We start from the raw sequence: 21,547 nt of genomic DNA, 5'->3' as shown, positions 1-21,547 counted from the left end.
ATGGAGTACGCGGTCGCGCTGCTGTTGTTCCTCTCGATCGGCCTGATCGTCTGGGTCGTGCTGTCCACGTTCTTCTCCGAGGAGCGGTCGGTCAGCAAGCGATTGGCCGGACTCACCGCCTACGAGACGGTCGAGGCCGGTGTGGCTCACCCGCAGTTGCGACCGTTCGCCGACCGCGTGCTGTCGCCCGGATGGTCACGTGTGCGAGACGGTGTCGCGGCGGCGGCGCCAAAGGGTGTGAGCGACCGCATCCGCACCCAGTTGACGCTCGCGGGTAACCCCGGCGGCATAGACGTCGGCCGGTTCCTCGGTCTCAAGGCCCTCTCCGCTATCTTCGTGACCGGACTCGTGCTGGCGCTGGCGGTGCTCTCACGCGCCTCGGCATTCGCGTGGCTCGTGGGCATCGTCGTATGCGTGGCGTCGTACTGGCTTCCGGATGCGTGGCTCTCTGCCGCGGTGTCACGGCGACAGCGGCAGATCAGGATCGAGCTGCCCGACATGCTCGACATGCTGACGATCAGCGTGGAGGCCGGGCTCGGGTTCGATCAGGCGATCGCCAAGATAGTGCGGATGTCGCACGGGCCGCTGGCGCACGAGTTCGCGCGTATGCTCCAGGAGATCCAGGCCGGTTCTTCGCGTGGAGACGCGCTGAAGCGTCTGACGGCGCGCACCGACGTGTCCGAGCTCAACACCTTCGCCACCGCGGTGGTGCAGGCCGAGCAGCTCGGCATACCGATCGCCAACGTCTTGCGCGTGCAGTCGAAGGAGATGCGCCTGACACGCCGCCAGAGGGCCGAGGAGCAGGCGCAGAAGACGCCGGTGAAGATCGTGTTCCCGCTGGTGCTGTGCATCCTCCCCGCCACGCTCATCGTGATCCTCGGCCCGGCCGTGGTCTCCATCGCGAAGGCGCTCTTCTAGATCGGCGCACACCCGGGCGCGCGACAGCGGGTGCGACAGGCAGCCTTTCGCCGCGCTTGTCAGATGGTGGATACTGGTGGTTCCGACACCCCCGACCACTCTGGAGCCCCGATGGACCGCATCCGTATCGAGCAAGGCGTCCGACTCATCCTCGAAGGCATCGGCGAGGACACGGCGCGTGAAGGGCTTCTCGACACCCCGCGCCGCGTGGCGAACATGTACGAGGAGATCTTCTCAGGGCTCGAGCAGGATCCGGCGGAGCACTTCACGGTGACGTTCAACGAGGGCCATCAGGAGATGGTGCTCATCAGGGACATCCCGCTGTACTCGGTGTGCGAGCATCACCTGGTGCCGTTCCTCGGCAAGGCGCATGTGGCGTACATCCCGGGCAAGCACGGACGCATCTGCGGGCTCTCCAAGATCGCGCGCGTGGTGGACGTCTTCGCCAAGCGCCCGCAGGTGCAGGAGCGGCTCACCTCCCAGATCGCGGACACGCTCCTCGATCAGCTCGACCCTACCGGCGTGCTCGTGGTGATCGAGGCCGAGCACCTGTGCATGTCGATGCGGGGCGTGCGCAAGCCGGGCACGGTGACCACCACCTCGGCGGTGCGCGGCATCTTCGAGCGGAACGCCGCAACGAGGGCCGAGGCGATGAGCCTCATCAAGGGCGCGAGGTAGGCCGATGAGCGTCCCCGGCGCGCGCGTCTGGCGGTGTGGGCGCTTCTCGCTCGTCCTCGACCGCTGCCTGGTGATGGGCATCCTCAACGTCACTCCCGACTCCTTCTCCGATGGCGGTGAGCACGCCGACGCGGTCGCGGCGCTCCGGCACGGCAAAGGGCTGGCGCTTGAGGGCGCCGACATAGTGGACGTGGGCGGCGAGTCGACGCGTCCGGGTTCCGACCCGGTGAGCGTGGTCGACGAGCTGGCGCGTACGGTGCCGGTGGTGGAGGCGCTTGCGCACGGCCTCGACGTCCCGCTCTCGGTGGACACCCGCCGGGCCGAGGTGGCCGAGGCGTGCGTTGCCGCGGGGGCGAGCATCGTGAACGACGTCTCCGGTTTTCGCGACCCCGCCATGGTGGCGGTGGCCGCCGCATGCGATGCGGGACTCGTGGTGATGCATATGCTCGGCGAGCCTAAGACGATGCAGGCCGAGCCCCGCTACGACGACGTGGTGGCCGAGGTGCGTGAGTACCTGGGCGTCCAGGCGCGGATGCTCGAGGAGGCCGGCGTGGCGCCCGGGCGCATCGCGGTGGACCCCGGTCTGGGGTTCGGAAAGACCACAGCGCACAACCTTGAGCTGCTGCGGCGGCTGGACGAGATCGCCTCACTCGGCTATCCGGTGCTCGTCGGGGCGTCGCGCAAGCGGTTCATCGGTGAGGTCACCGGGGTGGCGACGCCGTCCGAGCGGGTGCACGGGAGCACGGCCGTGGCGCTGTGGTCGGCCAGCCATGGCGCCGACGTGGTGCGCGTGCACGACGTCTCCGCCACCGCCGAGTCGCTTGCGATGCTCGGAGCGATCACGGGCGTAGAGGGGGTCGGCGATGAGCGCTGACGTCTTCCTCGGACTGGGCTGCAACCTGGGCGATCGCATGGCCACGCTCGGGCGCGCGCTCGATGGGATCGCTGCGCTGGACGCCACGTACGTGCTCGCAGTGGCCAACGTGGTGGAGTCGGAGCCGTGGGGTGTGACCGATCAGCCCGCGTTCGCCAACACGGTGGCGCGCGTCGACACGGCGATCCCCGCCGATCGCCTGCTCGTGGCGCTCAAGGAGCTGGAGGCGGGACTCGGCCGTACAGCGGGCGTGCGCTACGGTCCGCGTGTGATCGACATCGACATCCTGCTCTACGGCGACGAGGAGTGGGAGACGCCCGCCCTCGAGATCCCGCATCCGCGGCTCGCGGAGCGCGACTTCGCGGTGACGCCGCTGCTGGAGATAGCGCCCGACGTACGGTGGCCCGACGGCTCGGCGATCGCACGCGAGGGGGCGACGGAGGGCCGTGTGTCCCGCGTGCTCGGCCCGGTGCCGGGCTACGAGGACCGTACGCCGCTGCCCGCACGCGTGCATGCCGCCGATGGCGGCGGCGAGGACTCCTGGGAGCAGGTGGCGTCCTCGCAGTTCAACGTGGCGGGCGGTCTCACCTACGCCACACAGCTCCGCTTCGAAGCGTCGGTACTCGAGCAGGAGGGGATCCCCATCGCGTGGGACCCGCTGCCACCTGCCGAGGAGTACAACCTCTACCTCATGCCGCGCACGTACAAGCTGCTCGTGCCGTCACGCTATGCCGACCGGGCGCGGACGCTGCTCGACGAGGTCCGCTCGGCGCCCGTCGTCATCGACGAGGACGATGTGCGAGGCGGGCCCGACGGCGACTGAGACCGGCCCCGCATACGGTGCGGTGTATACTCGTGCTCCATCTCAGAAGGCGGCCCGGACCCGGGAGGGCCGGTACCGCAGGGAAGGAGCGCTATGAGCACGACACCGTCGAACAAGCGCGCTGCGCGCGTCACGACGACACGGCTTGCCGAGATGAAGGCCGCGGGTGAGCGCATCGTCATGGTCACCGCGTACGACGCGCCCGGCGCCCGTGCGGCGGACGCCGCCGGCGTCGACGCGATCCTCGTGGGCGACTCGCTCGGCATGACCGTGCTCGGATACGACTCGACCCTGCCGGTGACCATGAGCGACATGGTGCGCGCAACGGCGGCGGTCTCGCGGGGCGCATCGCGCGCGCTCGTGGTGGCGGACCTGCCGTTCCTCAGCTACCAGGTGAGCATCGACGAGGCCGTGCGCAACGCCGGGCGGCTGCTGGTGGAGGGCAGCGCGCAGGCCGTGAAGCTCGAAGGCGGCGTGGAGGTCGCCGACCTCGTGAACGTCCTGGTGGACACGGGCATCCCCGTGATGGGTCACGTGGGCCTAACGCCGCAGTCGGTCAACGTCTTCGGCGGCTATAAGACGCAGGGCAAGGACACCGAGAGCGCGGTGGATCTCGTGGAGGACTGCCTGACGCTCGAGGCCGCGGGCGCGTTCGCCGTGGTGCTGGAGCTGGTGCCTGTCGAGCTTGCGCGTCTCATCTCCGAGGAGCTCACCATCCCCACGATCGGCATCGGCGCCGGCGCCGCGTGCGACGGTCAGGTGCAGGTCTTCCATGACCTCCTCGGCATCGGCGATTTCACGCCACGTCATGCACGGCGGTATGCGGAGATCGGCGAGGCGATCACAGCAGCACTTGCGGAGTACTCCTCCGACGTGCGCTCGGGTGCGTTCCCGGCCGAGGAGCAGTCGACGCACCTGGACGCCGAAGTGGCCGCCGAGCTCGACCGCATGGTGCCGTTCACCGGCGAGGGGGAGTGACGTGGAGCGCCTGGCGTCGAAGCAGGAGGTCCGGCAGGCGGTGGCCGAGGCGCGCCGCGAGGGAAAGCGCGTGGCGCTCGTTCCCACGATGGGTGCGCTGCACGAGGGGCATCTGTCGCTCGTGAGCGCCGCCAGGGACCGTGCCGACTACGTGGTCGTCTCGGTGTTCGTCAACCCCACGCAGTTCGGTCCCGAGGAGGACTTCGAGGCGTACCCGCGCGACATCGAGCGCGACATGGACCTGCTCGGCGCGGAAGGCGTGGACCTCGTGTTCGCCCCCACCCCCGAGATCATGTACGCCTCCGACGCAGCGGTCACGGTCGACCCCGGGCCGCTCGGCGGAGTGCTCGAAGGAGCGGTCAGGCCCGGACACTTCTCCGGCATGTGCACCGTGGTGACCAAGCTGTTCTCGATCGCGCTCCCCGATCTGGCGTTCTTCGGCGAGAAGGACTACCAGCAGCTCACGATCGTCCGCGCGATGGCTCGCGACCTCGACCTGCCGGTGAAGGTGATCGGCTGTCCCACCGTTCGCGAGTGCGACGGACTCGCGCTCTCCAGCCGCAACGTCTACCTTTCCTCTGAGGAACGGCATGCGGCGACCGTGCTCTACCGCTCGCTCCGTACGGCCGAGACGCTCGTGCTCGACGGCGAGCGCGACGCGGCGGTGGTGGCGGGCGCGATGCGTGACACGGTCGCCTCGGAAGAGCTGGCCGAGATCGAGTACGCGGCAGTGGTCGACGCCGTCACGCTGGAGCCGATCACGGCTTTGAGCGACCGCCCGGCTCGCGCGTTGGTGGCTGCGCGGGTGGGCGGGACGCGTCTCATCGACAACATCGCACTGGAGGTGGGCTAGGTGTCCGGCTCGGCTGAAGCGCTCATGACGGAGGTCCGGGCATTGGTGCGCGAGCGTCGCGCCACGATCCTCGCGCACAACTATCAGGCCGCGGAGGTGCAGGCGGTCGCCGACGTGGTGGGCGACTCGCTCGAGCTCGCCCGGCTCGCGGCGGCCTCGGACGCCGAGGTGATCGTGCTCGCGGGCGTGCGGTTCATGGCCGAGACGGCGGCCATCCTGGCTCCGGACAAGACGGTGCTCCTGCCGGTGCCGGAGGCGGGCTGCCCGATGGCCGACATGATCACCGCGGAGCAGCTTGCGGCGTGGAAGGCCGGGAACCCCGGCGTGCCCGTGGTGATGTACGTGAACTCCTCGGCCGAGGTGAAAGCGCTCACCGACGTGTGCTGCACGTCGGCCAACGCGGTCGAGGTGGTGCGCTCGCTTGGCGTGTCGCGCGTGCTCTTCGGCCCCGACAGGAATCTGGGGCGCTGGGTCGCGGGACAGGTGTCCGAGGTCGAGGTGAGCGTGTGGGACGGCTGCTGTCCGGTCCACGACACGGTCTCGCTGGAGACCGTCCTCAGGGCGCGGGAGGAGCATCCCGGTGCACCGGTCATCGCTCATCCCGAGTGCAGGCCTGAGGTCAGCGCCGAGGCTGACGCCGTGCTCTCCACGAGCCAGATGCTGCGGTGGGTGGAGGTGAGCGATGCGGATACCGTGATCGTCGTGACCGAGGCGGGACTGCTCACCGGTCTCGCCAAAGTGGCGCCCGCGAAGCGCTTCGTGGGCCTCACGCCGCCGATGGTCTGTGCCGACATGAAGCTGACACGGCTCGAGGACGTGCGCGACGCCCTCGAGGGCATGACGGGGCGTGTGACGGTGCCACGCGACGTGGCCGATGCCGCCCGTGCGTCACTGGAGCGTATGACGTCGATCGGATAGGGGCGCGTCATGGACACCGTTCCCGCGGTGCTGGATACGCGTTACGTCGTCTCCTTCGATACCGATGCCATGCCCGTGGAACGCACGGGGGTGCTCGTCATCGGGTCCGGGATCGCCGGGCTCACAGCAGCCCTGCACGCGTCGCGGCTCGGCGGCGTCACGCTCGTGACGAAGTCCGAGGTCACCGACGCCAACACGTGGTACGCGCAGGGCGGGATCGCCGGAGCGGTGGGAGAGGCCGACTCCGTGGACCTGCACCTGGCCGACACCCTGGTGGTGGGGCAGGGGCTGTGTGACAGCGAGGTGGTGCGCGCGGTGGTGGGAGAGGCCGCCGAGGCGCTAGCGGAGCTCCAGGACCTCGGTGTCCGGTTCGACCGCGGCGTCACGGGCAAGGTCGCACTCGCGCGTGAGGGCGGTCATAGTCTGCCGCGGGTGCTGCATTCAGGGGATGCGACGGGCGCTCAGGTCCAGGACACGCTCTCCGCCGTGGTGAGGCGCACCGAGGGTATCCGGCTGGTCGAAGACGCCTTCCTGGTGGACCTGCTCACGGAGGGAGACCGGTGCGTGGGCGCCGTGGTGATGGATCGCGGCAGCCATGCCACCATGGCGCTGATCGCCGACGCCATCATCCTCGCCACGGGCGGTTCCGGTCAGGCCTACCGCGTGACGACGAACCCGGGTGTCGCCACCGGGGACGGCGTGGCGGCGGCATGGCGGGCCGGCGCGGAGATCGCCGACATGGAGTTCATCCAGTTCCACCCCACGGCGCTCGACAGCGATGCGGCGGTACGGTTCCTGATCACCGAGGCGCTTCGCGGCGAGGGCGCACACCTGCTCGACTGCGAGCTCAGACGGTTCATGCCCGACCTCCATCCGCTGGCCGAGCTTGCGCCGCGCGACGTGGTGAGCCGTGAGATCGAGAAGGTCATGCACCGCTGCGGCCGCCCGAACGTCTGGCTCGATGCGCGTCACCTCGGCGCCGGGTTCCTGGCAAGCCGGTTCCCCACGATCACCGAAGGCTGCAGGGAAGCGGGGTACGACCTGTCGAGCGACCTCATACCGGTCGCCCCGGCCGCTCACTACCTCGTGGGCGGCGTGCGTACCGACATCGACGGGCGCAGTTCGCTGCCGGGGCTCTACGCTGCGGGAGAGTGCGCGGCGTCGGGCCTGCACGGCGCCAATCGGCTGGCGAGCAACTCGCTCCTGGAGGGCCTGGTGTTCTCGCGTCGCATCGTCCGGGTGCTCGAGGGGGAGCGTGTCAGACAGCGACCAGGACGCATCTACGCGAGGGTGAGCGCGCCGCTCGCTTCAGCGGACTCGCGTGCCGTGCGCCCCGCGCTGCAGCAGCTCATGAGCGACCACGTGGCGGTGACGCGGAGCGCCGAAGGGCTCGCGAAGGCCGCTGAGGGACTCGAGAACCTCTCGGCCCTGCTCGGCGGAGAGCATCCCCACGACATCGAGACGCGGAACCTGCTCGTGAACGCCGCGCTGGTGACCGGTGCGGCACGGTTGCGGGAGGAGAGCCGGGGGACGCACTTCCGCACCGACCATCCGGACCGTGATGACGCCACGTGGAGGGTCCATGTGGTCTGGCGGCGCGGCGAGGCGCCGTGGCTGGAGCCGGTGGAAGGCCCGGAGACGATCCCCAACGCCGAGGATGTCCGATGAACCCGCCGATCCCTCCCAGCGACACCCTGGTCGCCATGGCGCTCGCGGAGGACCTGGGGATGCAGCCCGAACGCTTCCTGGGGCGGCGTGGAGCACGGTCGCCGCTCGATGCGGATGTCACCACCACCTCGACTGTAGGCGCCGGTGTCACTTTCTCTGGGTGCGTTGTGGCCCGGGAGACGGGCGTGGTCTGCGGACTGCCCCTCGTCGAACGCGTCTTCTCGGTGCTCGCACAGGCGGCGGATGTGGCGCCCGCCGAGTGCTTCCCGCTCGTGGCCGAGGGGGCCGATGTCGTGCCCGGTGAGGCGGTCCTTGAGATCACGGGCTCAGCGCGGCTGGTGCTTGCCGGGGAACGCACGGCGCTCGACATCCTGATGATCCTCTCGGGTATCGCCACCGAGGCGCGGCGGTGGCAGCGTGAAGCGGGTCCGTCCCTCGTGGTCACCGACACGCGCAAGACCATGCCCGGGCTGCGCGCGCTCTCCAAGTACGCGGTGAGGGTGGGCGGTGCGGCGAACCATCGGACCGGCCTGTACGACATGGTGCTCATCAAGGACAATCACATCGCGCATGCGGGCAGCGTCGCGGCAGCGGTGGAGGCGGCGCGGCGGATGCACCCGGAGCTCCTCGTGGAGTGTGAGGCCGACTCGGTCGAGCAGGCCGTGGGGGCGGCCCGGTCGGGGGCCCACTACGTGTTGCTGGACAACATGGACGACGAGATGCTGACCCGTGCCGCGGCCGCGGTCCGTGAGGCCGCAGGGGACCGGGACTGCCTTACCGAGGCGTCGGGGCGTATCACATTCGAGCGGCTCTCGACGCTCGCGGCCACAGGGGTGGACCGCGTCTCATCGAGCGCTCTCACCATGGCGCGTCCGCTCGACTTCGGTCTCGATGCGGAGTGAGGGATGATACGCTCTGCACACGCATCGGGGATCCGCCCCGTTGCGCAGGGTAGGGAGACCAGTGACCTCGCCGGACCTTCGTGAAGGGTACGTCCGCTGGCTGCGGCGTGCCGCGCCGACGCTGGCGCTGCCGCTTGCGACCACCGCGCTCGTACAAGCGGCATCAACGGCCGCGTGGTGGGACGACCCGGTGCCCGCGGGCGGGGCCATGCGGTACCTGTTCATCTCGGTGGCGGTCGCCTCGGTGGTCGTGGGCAGGAACATCCGCACGCGTGACACTGCCAGCACGCCCCTGGATGTGGCCGCGATGGCCTCGCTGTCGTGGAAGCTCGTCGTCTACGCGATCGCTCCCGTGGTGATAGGCGCAGTGCTCTCGATCATGACGCGTCAGGTGTGGGACTACTACGCCATGCTCGTGGTCACTCTCGTCGGTCTGTGGCTGCTGTTCCCGCGATACGACCAGTGGGTGGCGTGGGCCGCCACCGCCGAGGGGAGCGCCTGATGCCCCAGACCGGCTTCGCGCCTCTCGACTGGTTCCTCGGCCTCCTCGATGTCTGGGGGCATCTCATCGTCATCGCGTTCACCGTGTCCGAGAACCTGTTCGTCATCGGTTCGTTCACCCCGGGCGAGACGGTCGTCATGGCGGCCGGGTTCGTCTCGGCCGGAGGGCATCTGAACCCCTGGCTGGTGGGGGTCTCCTCGATGGTGGGGACTCTGACCGGGAGCAACCTCTCGTACTGGTTCGGGCGGCGCGGGGGCCGCGCGGCGCTCATCAAGTGGGGCGGGAAGTTCTTCGACCAGGAGCACATAGTAGCGGCCGAGGAGTACTTCGAGCAGCACGGCAACAAGACGGTCCTCATCTCCCGCTTCGCGGCCGGCTTCAAGAACTTCGTGCCGGTGATCGCGGGCGTGTCGCGTATGCGCGTATGGATCTTCGAGCTGTACACGTTCATCGGCGCGCTGATGTACACGACGTTGATGGTCATGCTCGGCCGCATATTCGCCGACAACTTCGATCGCGCCATCGCCGTGGCCCGCAACATCACCTGGTTCGGGCTGCTCCTGCTCGTCGTGATGGTGGGACTCGTGCTCTGGGGCCGCCACCGCTACATCGAGCGCAAGGTGGATCTGCTAGCCGAGCGGGCCGCCAAGGACGAGGCGGACGAGGCCCGTGCGGACTCGTCGGGCGATGGCGAGGCTCATGGTCACGACGTCCCGTAGGGTGGCAGTGGCCGCAGCGCTCGCACAGGCGGGTACGGCGGGCGTCTCGGGTGAGGCGGTGGCCGCCGGGTTGGGTATCTCGCGCGCTGCCGTCCACAGCCATGTGGAGGCGCTCCGGCGGCTCGGGTACGAGATCTCATCGTCACCGCGCGTGGGGTACCGGCTGCTTTCCGCCCCCGATCTGTGCATCCCGGAGGAAGTGTGGCCGCGGCTCGCGGACGCCTTGTGGGTGTCGTGCCTCGGCGGCCCTGTGACCGGATCCACCAACGACGAAGCCAAGCGGCTCGCGCGTGCCGGCGCGGCCGAAGGGACGGTGGTGGCGGCGGCAGCGCAGACCCAGGGTCGCGGACGGATGGGGCGACAGTGGGAGTCTCCCCGCGGCGGCGCGTACGTGTCGTGTGTCCTGCGCCCCACCCTGCCGCCATCGGCGCTCAGCGCGCTGCCGCTTGCCGCGGCGGTGGGTCTCGCGCGAGGTCTCGGCACGCTCGGCATGGACGTGCTGCTGAAGTGGCCGAACGACGTGGAATCCCGCGGGCGCAAGCTTGCCGGCATCCTCGTCGAGATGGCCGCCGAGAGCGACCGGGTGGAGTGGGTGGTGGTCGGGTGCGGCATCAACGTCGCGGACGTCCCGCATCCCGGCGCGACGCGCGTGCGGGACGTTGCGCCGGCGGTCGGCTCCGCCGACGTGGCAGCGGCGGTCCTCGACGGGATCGCCGGGGCGTACCGCGAGTTCCTGGCGCGCGGGTTCGAGCCGCTCCTGGAGGAGTACGAGGCGCGATCATCGCTCACCGGATGCGATGTGCGCGTGAAAGACCACATGGGCTCGCTGGTGGCCGAGGGCAGGGTGGCGGGAGTCGGCCCCGACGGGGCGCTCGTCCTTCACGCACAGGATGGCCAGCGGCGGATCGTATCGGGAGAGGTCACGCTCCGCGATTGGCGGTCACGGCGGCGGACGTCTATCGTCAACCCTCAATGTACGCCTATTGACGATCGGCTATCCATGGCGCCCCGTCGCACCTCGGCACTCATACGACCCGCGCTGGTCGCCGCACTCGTAGCGGCGGGGGCGCTTATCACCATTCCGCTCGGGCCGGTCCCCGTGACGTTGCAGGTCCTCGTGGTGGCGGTGGCCGCCCTCGTCCTCCCGCCGGTGGAGGCCTTCGCGGCGATGGCGGTCTACGTGGCACTGGGTGTGTTCGGCCTGCCGGTGTTCTCGGGTGGTGCATCCGGTGCGGGCGTGCTGCTCGGCCCCACGGGCGGGTTCATCGCGGGGTTCATCGTGTCCGCTCCGTTGGGCGCCGCGATCCGCCGGGCCGTGGCCCACGCCATGCCCGCCCGTGCCGTGGCCGGCGACCTGCTGGCCATGACGGTCCTGATCGCGGTGACCTACATCTGTGGGTGGTCGCGGTTCGCCACGGTGACCGGCACCACCATGGCCGAGGCGTTCCCGGTCGCGGTCGCGCCGTTCATGGTTCCGGACATCCTCAAGGCGGCCGTGGCCCTTATGGTCGCCCGCGGCGTGCGGGCCGCCGGGCTCGGGGATGCATCGCACCGTCCGATCGGCGTCTCCCGTGCCGGCTAGCGACAGCTCGGTCTGTCGCGTGTCAGGGTACGCCGTTACTATGGGAGTCGTGTCGGCCTGACGATCGGGGAGGGAGAGCGAGTGAGCGGTCCGGTGCGGTTCGTACACGCCGCAGACCTGCATCTCGATGCCCCCTTCAAGGGGATCGACGCCAGCGATCCACGCGTCCGGGAGGACCTGGTGGCGGCGCCGCTCGGGGCGCTCGACGCGGTGGTCGCCACATGTCTTGATCGCGAGGTCGATTTCCTGCTGCTCGCAGGCGACGTGTACAACAGCGCCGAGCGGTCGCTCAGAACGGAGTTCGCGTTCCGCGACGCGTGCGAGCGGCTGGAAGAAGCCGGGATCAGGGTCTTCATCGCCCGGGGCAATCACGATCCTGCGAGCGGGCGCTCTGCCGCGCTTGCGATGCCGTCCAACGTACACGTGTTCCCGGCTGATGAGGTCGAACGCGTGGTGGTGGAGCGCGACGGCGAGCCGATCTGCTCGGTATACGGCCGCTCGTTCCGCACCGCTGCCGAGACCGCCAATCTCGCGCTAGGGTTCGCCCGGCAGGACGATGACGCGCTTGCGGTGGGCGTGCTCCACACGAACGTGGGCGGCCGTCCGGGGCATGAGCCATACGCACCGTGCTCGCTTGACGACCTCCGCGCGGCCCGGATGGACTACTGGGCGCTCGGGCACATCCACAAGCCCGAAGTCCTCCTGGAAGACCCTCCGATCGTGTACAGCGGCTGCACCCAGGGGCTGCATCCCGGAGAACACGGCCCTCGCGGGTGCTTCGTCGTCACGCTCGACGGATCGGGAGCCGCAGTCGAGAGGGTGTCCACAGCTCGCCTGATCTGGGACGCCGCGTCAGTCGCGGCCGACGACCTGCTCACGGTGGACGATCTCCGTGAAGCGCTCGTCGCCGCGATGGACGGGGCAACTCAGGATGCGGACGGCATCCCCGCAGTCGTGCGGCTGGAGCTTCACGGGCGCTCGGAGACACACGCCACCCTCGCGCGCCGCGGCATCCTTGACGACCTGCTCGCCGATGTACGGTCGGCGGGCCTCGAACGCGAGCCGTGGGTGTGGGTCGATCGCCTGACCGACCGCACGCGTCCGGCGCTCGACCTCGATCTCGTACGCGAGGGATCCGACTTCGCGGCGGATCTGGTCCGGCTCACCGACGCCCTGCTGGCGGACGAGGAAGCGGCAGCAGCGTGCCTTGACGGCGTGATGCGCCCGGTGCTCGGCGCTCTCGACGCACGGGACGTGCCCCCGGTCGACAGTCGGGACATCATCTCGCGCGCCCGGGACCTGGCGCTTGACCGCCTGCTCGCGGAGGAGCGGCGATGAGGCTCCGGCGCATAGAGGCGGTGCGATACGGGCGTCTCACGGGCGCCACGCTCGGCGACCTGGGCGACGGGCTGACCGTCGTCCTGGGGCCCAACGAGGCGGGCAAGTCCACGTACACCTCGCTGGTACGCCACGTCCTCTTCGGATATCCCACCGCGGCCATGAAGGAGCCCGGGTACTTCGTCCCGGGCGGCGGCAGCCGGCTTGCGCGACTCGTGATGGAGGACGCGGACGGTGCGTGGGTGATCGAGCGGGGCGAGGGCGCGCACGGCGGCGTGGTTAACACGAACACGCTGTGGGGCGACGATCGTCCCGGTCTTCTCGGCGACATCACCGAGGGCGTGAGCGCCCTGGCCTATCGGGTCGTCTTCGGTTTCGGCCTGGATGAGATGGCCGCGATCGAGGAGCAGCGCGCTGCCGGCGACGACGTGTTGGCGCGACTGTACGCGGCGAGCGCCGGGCTGCGTGTGAGCCCGCACGAGGTCCGAACGGCCATCGAGAAGGAGGCCGGAGACATCTACGTCACCTCCGGCCGCAAGCGAGAGCTCAACCTGCTGCTGGCCGACGTCCGCTCGACGCGATCCGATCTGCGCTCCTCGAAGGCCGAGGCCGAGCAGCTCGTCGGCGAGCAGCAGACGCTTGCGGCGCTGAGCGCGAGGCTGCCGGAGCTCCGGGAGGGACTGGAGCGGGCGCGGGCGCGGTCGACCGAGTTCGCGCTTGCGGTGGAGCGTGCCGAGGAGCGGCGAGCGGTGATCGAGGCGCAGGAAGACGCGCTCCTGCACCTCCGTCAGGAGCGCAAACGTCTGGACGAGGAGTCGCGGTCGCTCGACATCGACGAGTCGCTGCGCGCCGCGATACCCGATCTTGAGGCACTCCTGGAGGAGGCCCCCGCGCACATCGAGGCGATCAGGTCGCTGGTCGAAGCCGAGGCGATCGTCGACCGTTCCGCCGCTCAGGCGGAGGAAGCCGCGCGCAGGAGCGGTCTCTCGCGTGAATCGCTCGACGCGCTCGGCAGCGCGCATCTGGACGCAACAGAGATCGAAGAGGCGAGGGAAGACCTGCAGAGGCTCCGGTTGCAGCTCGAGAGTCGCACCGAGGCGCTCGGGCGGGCCGAAGAAGCGCTGGCACAGGCAACGGCGGCGGCTGAGAAGACGCTGCGGCCGCTCGGCATCGTGGCTCCCGACGCGAAAGACGCGATCGCGGAACGGCTCTCTGCTCTCGATGCGCTCGAAACGCTGTATGCGTCCGTGCGTGCGCCGTCCGGGCACGGCCTCGACTTCCCGTCGATGGTGATGCTCGTTTCGGGGCTGGCCGCAGTGGCCACGGGTGTCTACCTGCGCGAATGGGTCACGGTCGGCATCGGCGTCGTGCTCGTTCTCGCCGGTGCGTGGTTCCTGTACAGATCCCGGACCGGCGCGACCGGTTCACCCGGTGACGACGCACGAGGCTACCTGCGGATCCTGGGTCTGGATGCCAGCGCGGGACCGCTCGATCTCGCGCGCATGCGCCGCTCGCTCGAGTTGGCGCGGAGCACGGTGGAGTCGGTCGAGCGGGCCGCCGAGGTACGCGAAGAGGCGGCGCGGGACGCGAAGCTGGCTGAAGGGGCGGTTGAGACCCGCATGGCGCTCTGGACGTCATGGCTCGCCGACCGCGGTCTCGACGGTGACCTCACGCCTGGCGCGGTCGCGGCGGTGCTCGGGTACGCACGCGAGGCGCGGATCGCCGAGGCCGCTGCGGCGGAGCGCCGGGAGGACCTGGAGCGGCGCAGGGCCGCCGCGGACGAGTTCACCGGCCGGTTCGCGGCCGCCGTGTCGCCGTTCGTGACGGTGTCCAAGCAGCCCAGACGCGACGATCTCCCGCTGATGGCGAGCCGCCTGCGGGAGCGCATCGCGGCCGAGCGTGCTGCGGTGGCGCGCATGGAGGACCTCTCACGGGATCTGCGTCACGCGGACGCCCGTATCGCGGCAGAGCAGGAGCGCGCGGAGAACGCCGCCGCAGACCTTCGCGGGATACTCGAGCGGTTCGATCTTGCCGAGGGCGGGAGCGCCGATGACCTGCGGCTTCTCCATGAGGCCGCCCGGCAGGAGGAGGGCGAGGCGTCACAGGCCCTTGAGCAGGTCGTCTCAGAGATCAGCGGGCTCGAGGGGCGTCTCGAGAAGGCCGCTCGCGAGAAGCGGAGGGCGGAGCTTCACCTCGCCGAGGCCGGTACGGTGGAGCGTATCCACGACGCCGTGGACCGGTATCTCGTCCGCGCTTGTGCGGCGCGCATCCTTGCCGAGGCGCAGGAGCGGTACGAGCGCGAGCGGCAGCCCGAGGTGGTCCGGGAGGCCGGTCGTCTGTTCGCAACGATGACGCATGGCCGATACACGAGCCTGAGCGTGCCGCTCGACGACGGCCGTATCGAGGCGTTCGACGCGCACTCCGCCGCCCACACCTCCGACCTGCTCTCGCGCGGCACGGCCGAACAACTCTACCTTGCCATCCGTCTCGGCTTGATCGCCCGTCTCGGTGACGTGGGCGCCGCCCTGCCGGTCCTGATGGACGATGTCCTGGTGAACTTCGATCCCGAGCGTAGGCGAGGCGCCGCCGAGGCCGTGTCCCAGCTCGCGGAGCAACGCCAGATCGTGTTCTTCACGTGCCATCCTGAGACGGCCGCGGTGTTCTCCGAGGTCGCGGGCGATCACGCCGTGATCGAGCTGGACCGCATCGGCTAGCGGTCAGTCCTTCGGTATCGTGGGCAGCTTCAGCGTGAACACCGTGCCCTTCCCGGGACGGGCGGCCGCTGTAATCGTGCCGCCATGCGATGACACGATCGCCGCTACGATCGCGAGTCCCAGGCCGGCTCCTCCGGAGCCGCGATCGCGGCTCGATTGCGCCCGGTAGAAGCGGTCGAAGATGCGCTCGGCGTCCTTCTCGGCGATGCCCGGACCTTCGTCGATCACGCGGATGACCGACCTGCCGTCCTCCGTGGCGAGCTCCACCGCGATGGTCCCGCCCTCGGGAGTCACGCGCGATGCGTTGTCGAGCAGGTTGCCGAGCACCTGCTGCAGTCTGTCGCGGTCGCCCAGGACGGGTTCGGCGGTGCCCGTCACCTCCACCCGGACGTTCCTTGCTTCCGTGAGGGGCGCAAGGCTCTCGATCGCCTGGCGGGCCACGACCTCCAGGTCGATCTTCGAGAGCGGCAACTCGCCCGTGGCCCCCTCGATACGCTGCAGCGTGATGAGATCGTTCGCCAGGCGTGTGAGCCGCTCCGACTCACGAGCGATGGTGGAGAGGAACTGACGCGCGTCCTCCTCCGGCACGTCGCCGTCGAGGAGCGTCTCCGCCGCCCCGCGGATGGCGGTGAGCGGTGTTCGAAGCTCGTGGCTCACGTCTGACACGAAACGCGACTTACGTCTCTCCTCCTCGCGAAGCTCAAGGAGCGCCGCCTGCACTTCGTCGGCCATCGCGTTGAACGCGTCGGCGAGCGCGCGGATCTCGGCGGAGCCGGTAGGCCGGACGCGCACTGAGTGGTCGCCGTCGGCGAACGCCACAGCGCCCTGGGCGAGCGACTGCAGAGGACGGGACAGCCATCGCGCGAGCGTCTCAGTGAGCACGATCGTGACCAGCACGAACACGGCGGCGACGATCGCGACCTCCGTGCGGTACTCGCGCAGCAGCGTGGTGATGGAGAAGGTGGCGCCCGATGTGTAGACCGCTCCGGTCACCCGTCCGTCAACGACGATGGGGCCGGCCACCGAGATCCCGACCCTCCCGTCAGGCAGCGCGCGTTGCGTCGATGACCGCTCGCCCACAAGGGCGCGAGCCACCTCGGGGGTCTCGGCATATCCCACGCCCACGTCCTCGTTGGCCGAGTCCACCAACGAGACGCCGTCACTGTCGAGGATGCGCACCCGTGAGACGGCCGTCTGGTCGACCGACTCTAGGACCGCGCCGAGCGAGGCGGCCTGGCCATCGGTGAGCGAGCTGCGGCCGGCGGCGGCCATCTGTGCGCTCACCGTGGCCGACAGCAGCATCTGCTCGCTGGTGAGCCGCTCCTCCATCTTCCGGAGGCTGTAGTCCTCGAGCTCCGTGAGGAAGTAGACGGAGAGCGCAGCCGCTACCGTCAGTGCTACCGCGAGGAACGCTGCGATGAGGCGGCGGCGGATGGACATACCGATCCGCCGCTACGTTGCCAGACGGTACCCGTAGCCGCGCACGGTCTCCACGACGGCGGGGTCCACTCCGGCGGCGGCCAGCTTGTCACGGAGGCGCTTGATGTGGGTATCCACCGTCTTCGTCTCCACCACGTACTGCCACTCCCACGCCTCTTTCAGGAGCTGCTCCCGCGACAGGACGCGGCCTGCGTGCCGCATCAGGCACGCCAGAAGCTCGAACTCCCGCGGGGTAAGGTCGATCTCGGTGTCTCCGTGATAGGCGAGGTGCGAGCCCTCGTCGAGCTTGATGCCCGCGGCCTTGAGCGTGCGCGCCTCATCGGCACCCTCTTTCGCACGCCCGGCGCTCCTGCGCAGCAGGGCCTTCACGCGGGCGATCAGTTCCCGTACGCCGAACGGCTTGGCGAGATAGTCGTCGCCGCCGAGCTCGAGCCCCACCACTTTGTCGAGCTCGGTGTCCCGGGCCGAGAGGAACAGCACGGGAGTATCGCTCGAAGCGCGGAGTCGCCGACACACCTCATAGCCATCGGTGCCCGGCAACATGATGTCGAGCACGATGAGGTCGAACGGGTTCTCGGCCGCAAGCGCGAGGGCCGTGTCGCCATCGGCGGCCACGGTCACTTCGTAACCCTCCTTGCGGAGGTTGTAGGATACGAACTGGAGGATCGACTCTTCGTCATCGACGACGAGGATCCGGGCTGGTGTCGTTGTCACGGTACGTCCTCCGGGTATCGAGGTCATACGCGATGATACCACCGGGCTTCGTGGGCGCCGTCCACGCTGTTGCCGGGTCGTCACGCTTCGGCTCCGCCGGTCTGCTCCTCGCGCCGGCGCCGCCAGGGAAAGGATGGACCATGATCCTCGCCGTCGATATCGGCAACACCCAGACCGTCCTCGGTCTGATCGGTCCCTCGGGGATCGAGAGCCATTGGCGGGTCTCGACCGACCCTACGCTCACCGCCGACGAGATCAGGGTGCACATCGGCGGCCTGTTCGTGCTCGACGGGCAGCAGTGGGACGGTATCGAACGTGTGGTGATCTCCTCGGTCGTGCCGGCCCTGACGATCGCGTACGAGGATCTCGCCCATCGCGCCACGGGCAAGCCGCCCCTCGTCATCGGGCCGGGCGTGAAGACCGGCATGCCCATCGCATACGAGAATCCGCACGAGATAGGCGCCGACCGGATCGTCAACGCGGTGGCAGCCGTGGACGGGTTCGGGGCCCCGGTCATCGTGGTCGACCTCGGCACCGCCACCACCTTCGATGTGGTGGACGGGTCGGGTGCCTATCTCGGGGGCGCCATCGCGCCGGGGATCGAGACGAGCGCCGAGGCGCTGTTCCGACGGGCGGCGCGGCTCTCGGCGGTGGATCTCGAGCCGCCGTCACGGGCGATCGGCCGCAACACCCGCGAGTCGGTACAGGCGGGGCTCCTCATGGGGCACGCGAGCATGATCGACGGACTCGTGCGCCGTGTGTGGGATGAGATGGGGGGCGAGTGCGCGGTCGTCGCCACCGGTGGTCTCGCCGGCATGATCGCTCCGCTATGCGAGACGGTGGGCGAGGTCGACGCCGATCTCACGCTCAGAGGCCTGGCGCTCGTCTGGCAGCGCAACTCCTGATCCGTTCGTTTCCCCCGGCACAGGGATTGCTCATGGCAGCCCTGCGGGCTCGACGCCGCTCTCCATTCGTGAGTGGCTCACGAGCGCGCGTGTGGTACGATTCGAACGTTCAGGCAAGTAAAGGTAGTCGCGGTGCGCCACGCGGCCGGTTCCGGCCCCGCTCGCGCTCCATCATCGTGTCGCCGCGCGCCCGCGCGGCGGGCAGGGAGTGATTGCTGAGTGAACAAGCGAGCCAAGCAGCGTCTCATCGGCGTGACCATCCTGATCTTCGTAGCCGTGGGTGCACTCATCATGTTCGCCGGTTTCAGCGGCGGGACGGCCACGAAGGCATCGGTCGCCGAGGCGCTCACCAACGAGTCTCTGGTAGGCAAGCAGGTGGAGGTCTCCGGTGAGGTGGTGGCCGGATCCTGGGTCTCCGGATCCTCGCCGTTCGTCTTCGAGATCGAGGACAGTGCAGAGCCAGACGCGGGCCGCGTGCGCATCGTCTGGAACGATGTCGTGCCGGGCTCGTTCGGCGACGGCACGACGGCCACCGTCACAGGCGTCCTCGCCGACGACGGCTCGATCGACGCCAAGTACCTCGTCACCAAGTGCCCCTCCAAGTACGAGTCGGCTACCGGTGCGCTCACGGTGAACGACACCATCAACCGCCAGGACGAGCTCCTGGGGGTCACCGTCAAGGTCACCGGCTTCGTGGTGGAGGGTTCGATCGCGCCGGCCGGCTCGGCGGTGCGCTTCCAGCTCGCCGATGACGCCGCGGCGAACAACCCGCTGTCCGTCGCGTGGGGCGGCGGACTGCCCGACGATTTCGTTGGTGGCGCGAAGGCCGTCATCACCGGCTCGATCGAGGCGGATGGGATCTTCCAGTGCACGGAGGTCGCGCTCGATCAGGCGGCTCAGTAGAACGTAGGATCGTCTCTCTCAAGAACGGAGCTCATGCATGGACCTCGGGACCATCGGCAACCTTCTGCTCGGCCTGGCCAGCGTCTCGGCGATCGCTTCGATCGGCGCATACGCATTCAGCAGCCGTGAGGGAGGCGCCACCCGCACTGCGGGACATCTCATGACCTTCGGTGTCTTCGGGTTCATCTCGCTGGCGATCATCCTGCTGGCCACTGCGTTCCTCTCGGAGAACTGGTCGCTCCAGTACGTCATCTATAACCATCCGACGGTCACCGGGCCGTGGGCGTGGGTGTACCGTCTCTCCGGCGTATGGGCGGGCCGGGAAGGCTCGCTCCTGTTCTGGGAGTGGATCCTCGCCATCTACGGCGCTTTCCTTGCCGGCAAGTTCATGAAGAACGACAGCAAGCTCGGCGCGACCGGCCTTGCCATCGTGAACTTCGTGCAGCTGTTCTTCCTGGCGGCCCTGTTCATCGACACCAACAACCCCTTCAAGGCGGCTCCCGCGGGCCTCGTGGATCCGGCCACCGGGGCACTGCTCACGAGCGCCGCGATGAACCCGCTGCTCCAGACATGGGCGATGGTCCTGCACCCGCCGACGCTCTTCATCGGCTACGCGGGCCTCACCGTCCCGTTCGCATTCGGGTTGGCGGCGCTCTTCACGGGAGACGTGTCGGCCACCTGGGTCAAGCTCACCGACCGCATCACGGTCTTCTCCTGGCTGCTGCTCGGCATCGGCATCGGTCTGGGGTCGGTGTGGGCGTACTACGAGCTCGCATTCGGCGGCTACTGGGCCTGGGACCCGGTGGAGAACGCCTCCCTGCTGCCGTGGCTGACCGGTGTGGGCCTGATCCATTCGATGACCGTGTACCGCAGGCGTGAAGGCTTCCGCATGTGGACCTTCATGATGGCGGCGTTCACCTTCGTGTTCGTGCTCCTGGGGACTTTCATCACCCGCTCGGGCATCGTGCAGTCGGTGCATGCGTTCCAGGAGGACCCGCTCTCGTTCTGGCTCTTCCTGCTGATGATGATCGGCTCGATAGCGGTCATGGCGGCCGGCGTCATCATGCGGCGCAACCGGCTCAGCAGCGAGGCCGACGGGTTCGAGCAGATCATGTCCAAGGAGGGCTCGTACTACTTCAACAACGTGCTCATGCTGATCTCGGCCGTGCTCGTGGCGTATATGACCATGGCGTCGGCGTTCCCTGAGTGGATGCCGCTCGGCGGCCAGTCGATCAAGGCGCCGGCCTACGACGCGCTCGCTCGTCCACTGGGCATCTTCTACATCCTCGTCATGACGCTCTGCCCGATCCTCGCGTGGGGCGGCGGCGACATGAAGAAGCTGTGGGAGAAGGCGAAAGGCCCGTTGGCCGTGGGTACGCCGATCGCGGTCGGTTTCCTCGCCGTCTACGTGTTCGCGATGCTTCCGTACTTCACGCCCACGGGCGCCACGGCCGAGTGGTGGCACCACTTCCTCGCCGTCAGCGGTGTGATCGTGGCAGGGTATGCGATCGGTCTTCCGCTTTGGTTGTTCTTCGATGGCGCGCGCAAGCGTGCCGCCGCCAGGGGCGAGTCGCTCGGTGCGGCGTTCGGATGGATCGTCACCAAGGCCCGCACCCAGACGGGCGGCTATCTGGCGCACCTGGGCATGGGCATCATCCTGATCGGGCTCGTGGGCTCCACCATGTTCGTTCGCACGCACAACGCGCAGATCCCTCAGCAGCCGGGCGCTACGTATGAGGCCGAGGGGTACACGTTCACGTTCGTCTCCCTGGACCAGACGCAGGAGAACGTGCGGGTGGGCGCCACCCAGGGCGACACCGTCTACACGGTGAACCTTGACGTGAGCAAGGACGGCCGGGCGATCAAGACGATGCGTCCGCAGCTGCGTTTCCCGCAGCAGTTGGCGCAGCAGAACCAGAGCACGCAGCACGTCTCGTTGCTGAGCGAGGTGTTCAAGGACGTCTTCATCTCCTTCTCGGGCGTTGATGACACCGGCAGCGCTGTGGTGACGATCAAGTTCTTCCCGATGCAGTGGTGGGTATGGTCCGGTTTCGCCATCCTGATCATCGGCAGCGGCATCGCCTCGTGGCCCAAGAAGTCCCGTCTCGCGGCGTGAGG

19 protein-coding genes are annotated in these 21,547 nt (G+C 69.0%); 17 read left to right on the top strand and 2 right to left on the bottom strand.

Annotated elements, in window-relative coordinates; genetic code table 11:
- The 14 genes from MSB02_RS04300 to MSB02_RS04235 all read left to right on the top strand — a co-directional run bounded on the left by MSB02_RS04300 (position 1) and on the right by MSB02_RS04235 (position 15,467).
- A complete protein-coding gene (locus MSB02_RS04300) occupies positions 1-918 on the top strand; it encodes a type II secretion system F family protein (RefSeq protein WP_267193967.1) in 918 nt (305 codons plus the stop codon).
- A 111-nt stretch (positions 919-1,029) separates the two neighbouring features.
- Positions 1,030-1,596, top strand: a complete 567-nt coding sequence (gene folE / locus MSB02_RS04295) for a GTP cyclohydrolase I FolE (RefSeq protein WP_267193966.1) — start codon at positions 1,030-1,032, stop codon at positions 1,594-1,596.
- Between the two features lie 4 nt (positions 1,597-1,600).
- Positions 1,601-2,470, top strand: coding sequence for a dihydropteroate synthase (gene folP, locus MSB02_RS04290; RefSeq protein ID WP_267193965.1), 870 nt, complete (start codon positions 1,601-1,603; stop codon positions 2,468-2,470).
- A complete protein-coding gene (gene folK / locus MSB02_RS04285; protein ID WP_267193964.1) occupies positions 2,460-3,293 on the top strand; it encodes a 2-amino-4-hydroxy-6-hydroxymethyldihydropteridine diphosphokinase in 834 nt (277 codons plus the stop codon). Before folP ends, folK begins: the two co-directional genes overlap by 11 nt.
- Before the next feature lie 93 nt (positions 3,294-3,386).
- Positions 3,387-4,271 carry a 3-methyl-2-oxobutanoate hydroxymethyltransferase gene (panB, locus tag MSB02_RS04280; protein WP_267193963.1) on the top strand — a complete coding sequence of 295 codons (885 nt, stop codon included), beginning with the start codon at positions 3,387-3,389 and terminating at the stop codon, positions 4,269-4,271.
- 1 nt (position 4,272) lies between these two features.
- A complete protein-coding gene (panC, locus tag MSB02_RS04275) occupies positions 4,273-5,124 on the top strand; it encodes a pantoate--beta-alanine ligase (protein WP_267193962.1) in 852 nt (283 codons plus the stop codon).
- The gene (gene nadA / locus MSB02_RS04270) at positions 5,125-6,042 is read left to right on the top strand and encodes a quinolinate synthase NadA (RefSeq protein ID WP_323748498.1); all 918 of its coding nucleotides are present in this window, start codon (positions 5,125-5,127) and stop codon (positions 6,040-6,042) included.
- Positions 6,043-6,051: 9 nt separating this feature from the next.
- Positions 6,052-7,710 (top strand): L-aspartate oxidase, encoded by a 1,659-nt coding sequence (gene nadB / locus MSB02_RS04265; RefSeq protein WP_267193961.1) that lies wholly within the window; start codon positions 6,052-6,054, stop codon positions 7,708-7,710.
- Entirely contained in the window at positions 7,707-8,612 is a 906-nt protein-coding gene (gene nadC / locus MSB02_RS04260; protein ID WP_267193960.1) for a carboxylating nicotinate-nucleotide diphosphorylase, read from the top strand. Before nadB ends, nadC begins: the two co-directional genes overlap by 4 nt.
- A gap of 61 nt (positions 8,613-8,673) precedes the next feature.
- On the top strand, positions 8,674-9,114 hold the full coding sequence (locus tag MSB02_RS04255; RefSeq protein WP_267193959.1) for a hypothetical protein: 441 nt from the start codon (positions 8,674-8,676) through the stop codon (positions 9,112-9,114).
- Complete coding sequence (locus MSB02_RS04250) at positions 9,114-9,833, top strand: DedA family protein (RefSeq protein WP_267193958.1); 720 nt, start codon at positions 9,114-9,116, stop codon at positions 9,831-9,833. The genes MSB02_RS04255 and MSB02_RS04250 overlap by 1 nt, the downstream gene beginning before the upstream one ends.
- Positions 9,814-11,415: a biotin--[acetyl-CoA-carboxylase] ligase gene (locus tag MSB02_RS04245; RefSeq protein ID WP_267193957.1), complete on the top strand. Its 1,602-nt coding sequence runs from the start codon at positions 9,814-9,816 to the stop codon at positions 11,413-11,415. Before MSB02_RS04250 ends, MSB02_RS04245 begins: the two co-directional genes overlap by 20 nt.
- Positions 11,416-11,496: 81 nt before the next feature.
- The gene (locus tag MSB02_RS04240; RefSeq protein ID WP_267193956.1) at positions 11,497-12,753 is read left to right on the top strand and encodes a metallophosphoesterase family protein; all 1,257 of its coding nucleotides are present in this window, start codon (positions 11,497-11,499) and stop codon (positions 12,751-12,753) included.
- A complete protein-coding gene (locus MSB02_RS04235) occupies positions 12,750-15,467 on the top strand; it encodes an AAA family ATPase (protein ID WP_267193955.1) in 2,718 nt (905 codons plus the stop codon). Before MSB02_RS04240 ends, MSB02_RS04235 begins: the two co-directional genes overlap by 4 nt.
- Before the next feature lie 3 nt (positions 15,468-15,470).
- On the opposite strand, the gene MSB02_RS04230 is transcribed toward MSB02_RS04235, so the two are convergent.
- Both MSB02_RS04230 and MSB02_RS04225 read right to left on the bottom strand, forming a co-directional pair.
- Entirely contained in the window at positions 15,471-16,907 is a 1,437-nt protein-coding gene (locus MSB02_RS04230; RefSeq protein ID WP_267193954.1) for a sensor histidine kinase, read from the bottom strand.
- 12 nt (positions 16,908-16,919) lie between these two features.
- Entirely contained in the window at positions 16,920-17,621 is a 702-nt protein-coding gene (locus MSB02_RS04225) for a response regulator transcription factor (protein ID WP_267193953.1), read from the bottom strand.
- Positions 17,622-17,761: 140 nt separating this feature from the next.
- Here MSB02_RS04225 and MSB02_RS04220 point away from each other — a divergent pair, with 140 nt between their 5' ends.
- The 3 genes from MSB02_RS04220 (at position 17,762) to MSB02_RS04210 (ending at position 21,545) form a co-directional block, all read left to right on the top strand.
- Positions 17,762-18,526, top strand: a complete 765-nt coding sequence (locus MSB02_RS04220) for a type III pantothenate kinase (RefSeq protein WP_267193952.1) — start codon at positions 17,762-17,764, stop codon at positions 18,524-18,526.
- Positions 18,527-18,745: 219 nt separating this feature from the next.
- A complete protein-coding gene (locus MSB02_RS04215; RefSeq protein WP_267193951.1) occupies positions 18,746-19,429 on the top strand; it encodes a cytochrome c maturation protein CcmE domain-containing protein in 684 nt (227 codons plus the stop codon).
- Between the two features lie 37 nt (positions 19,430-19,466).
- Positions 19,467-21,545 (top strand): heme lyase CcmF/NrfE family subunit, encoded by a 2,079-nt coding sequence (locus MSB02_RS04210; protein WP_267193950.1) that lies wholly within the window; start codon positions 19,467-19,469, stop codon positions 21,543-21,545.
- The last annotated feature ends 2 nt before the right edge of the window (positions 21,546-21,547 follow it).

Source organism: Anaerosoma tenue, assembly GCF_023161965.1.
Lineage (GTDB): Bacteria > Actinomycetota > Coriobacteriia > Anaerosomatales > Anaerosomataceae > Anaerosoma > Anaerosoma tenue.
The sequence above is the reverse complement of the archived record's forward strand: the minus strand, read 5'-3'. Positions and strand labels throughout refer to the sequence as shown.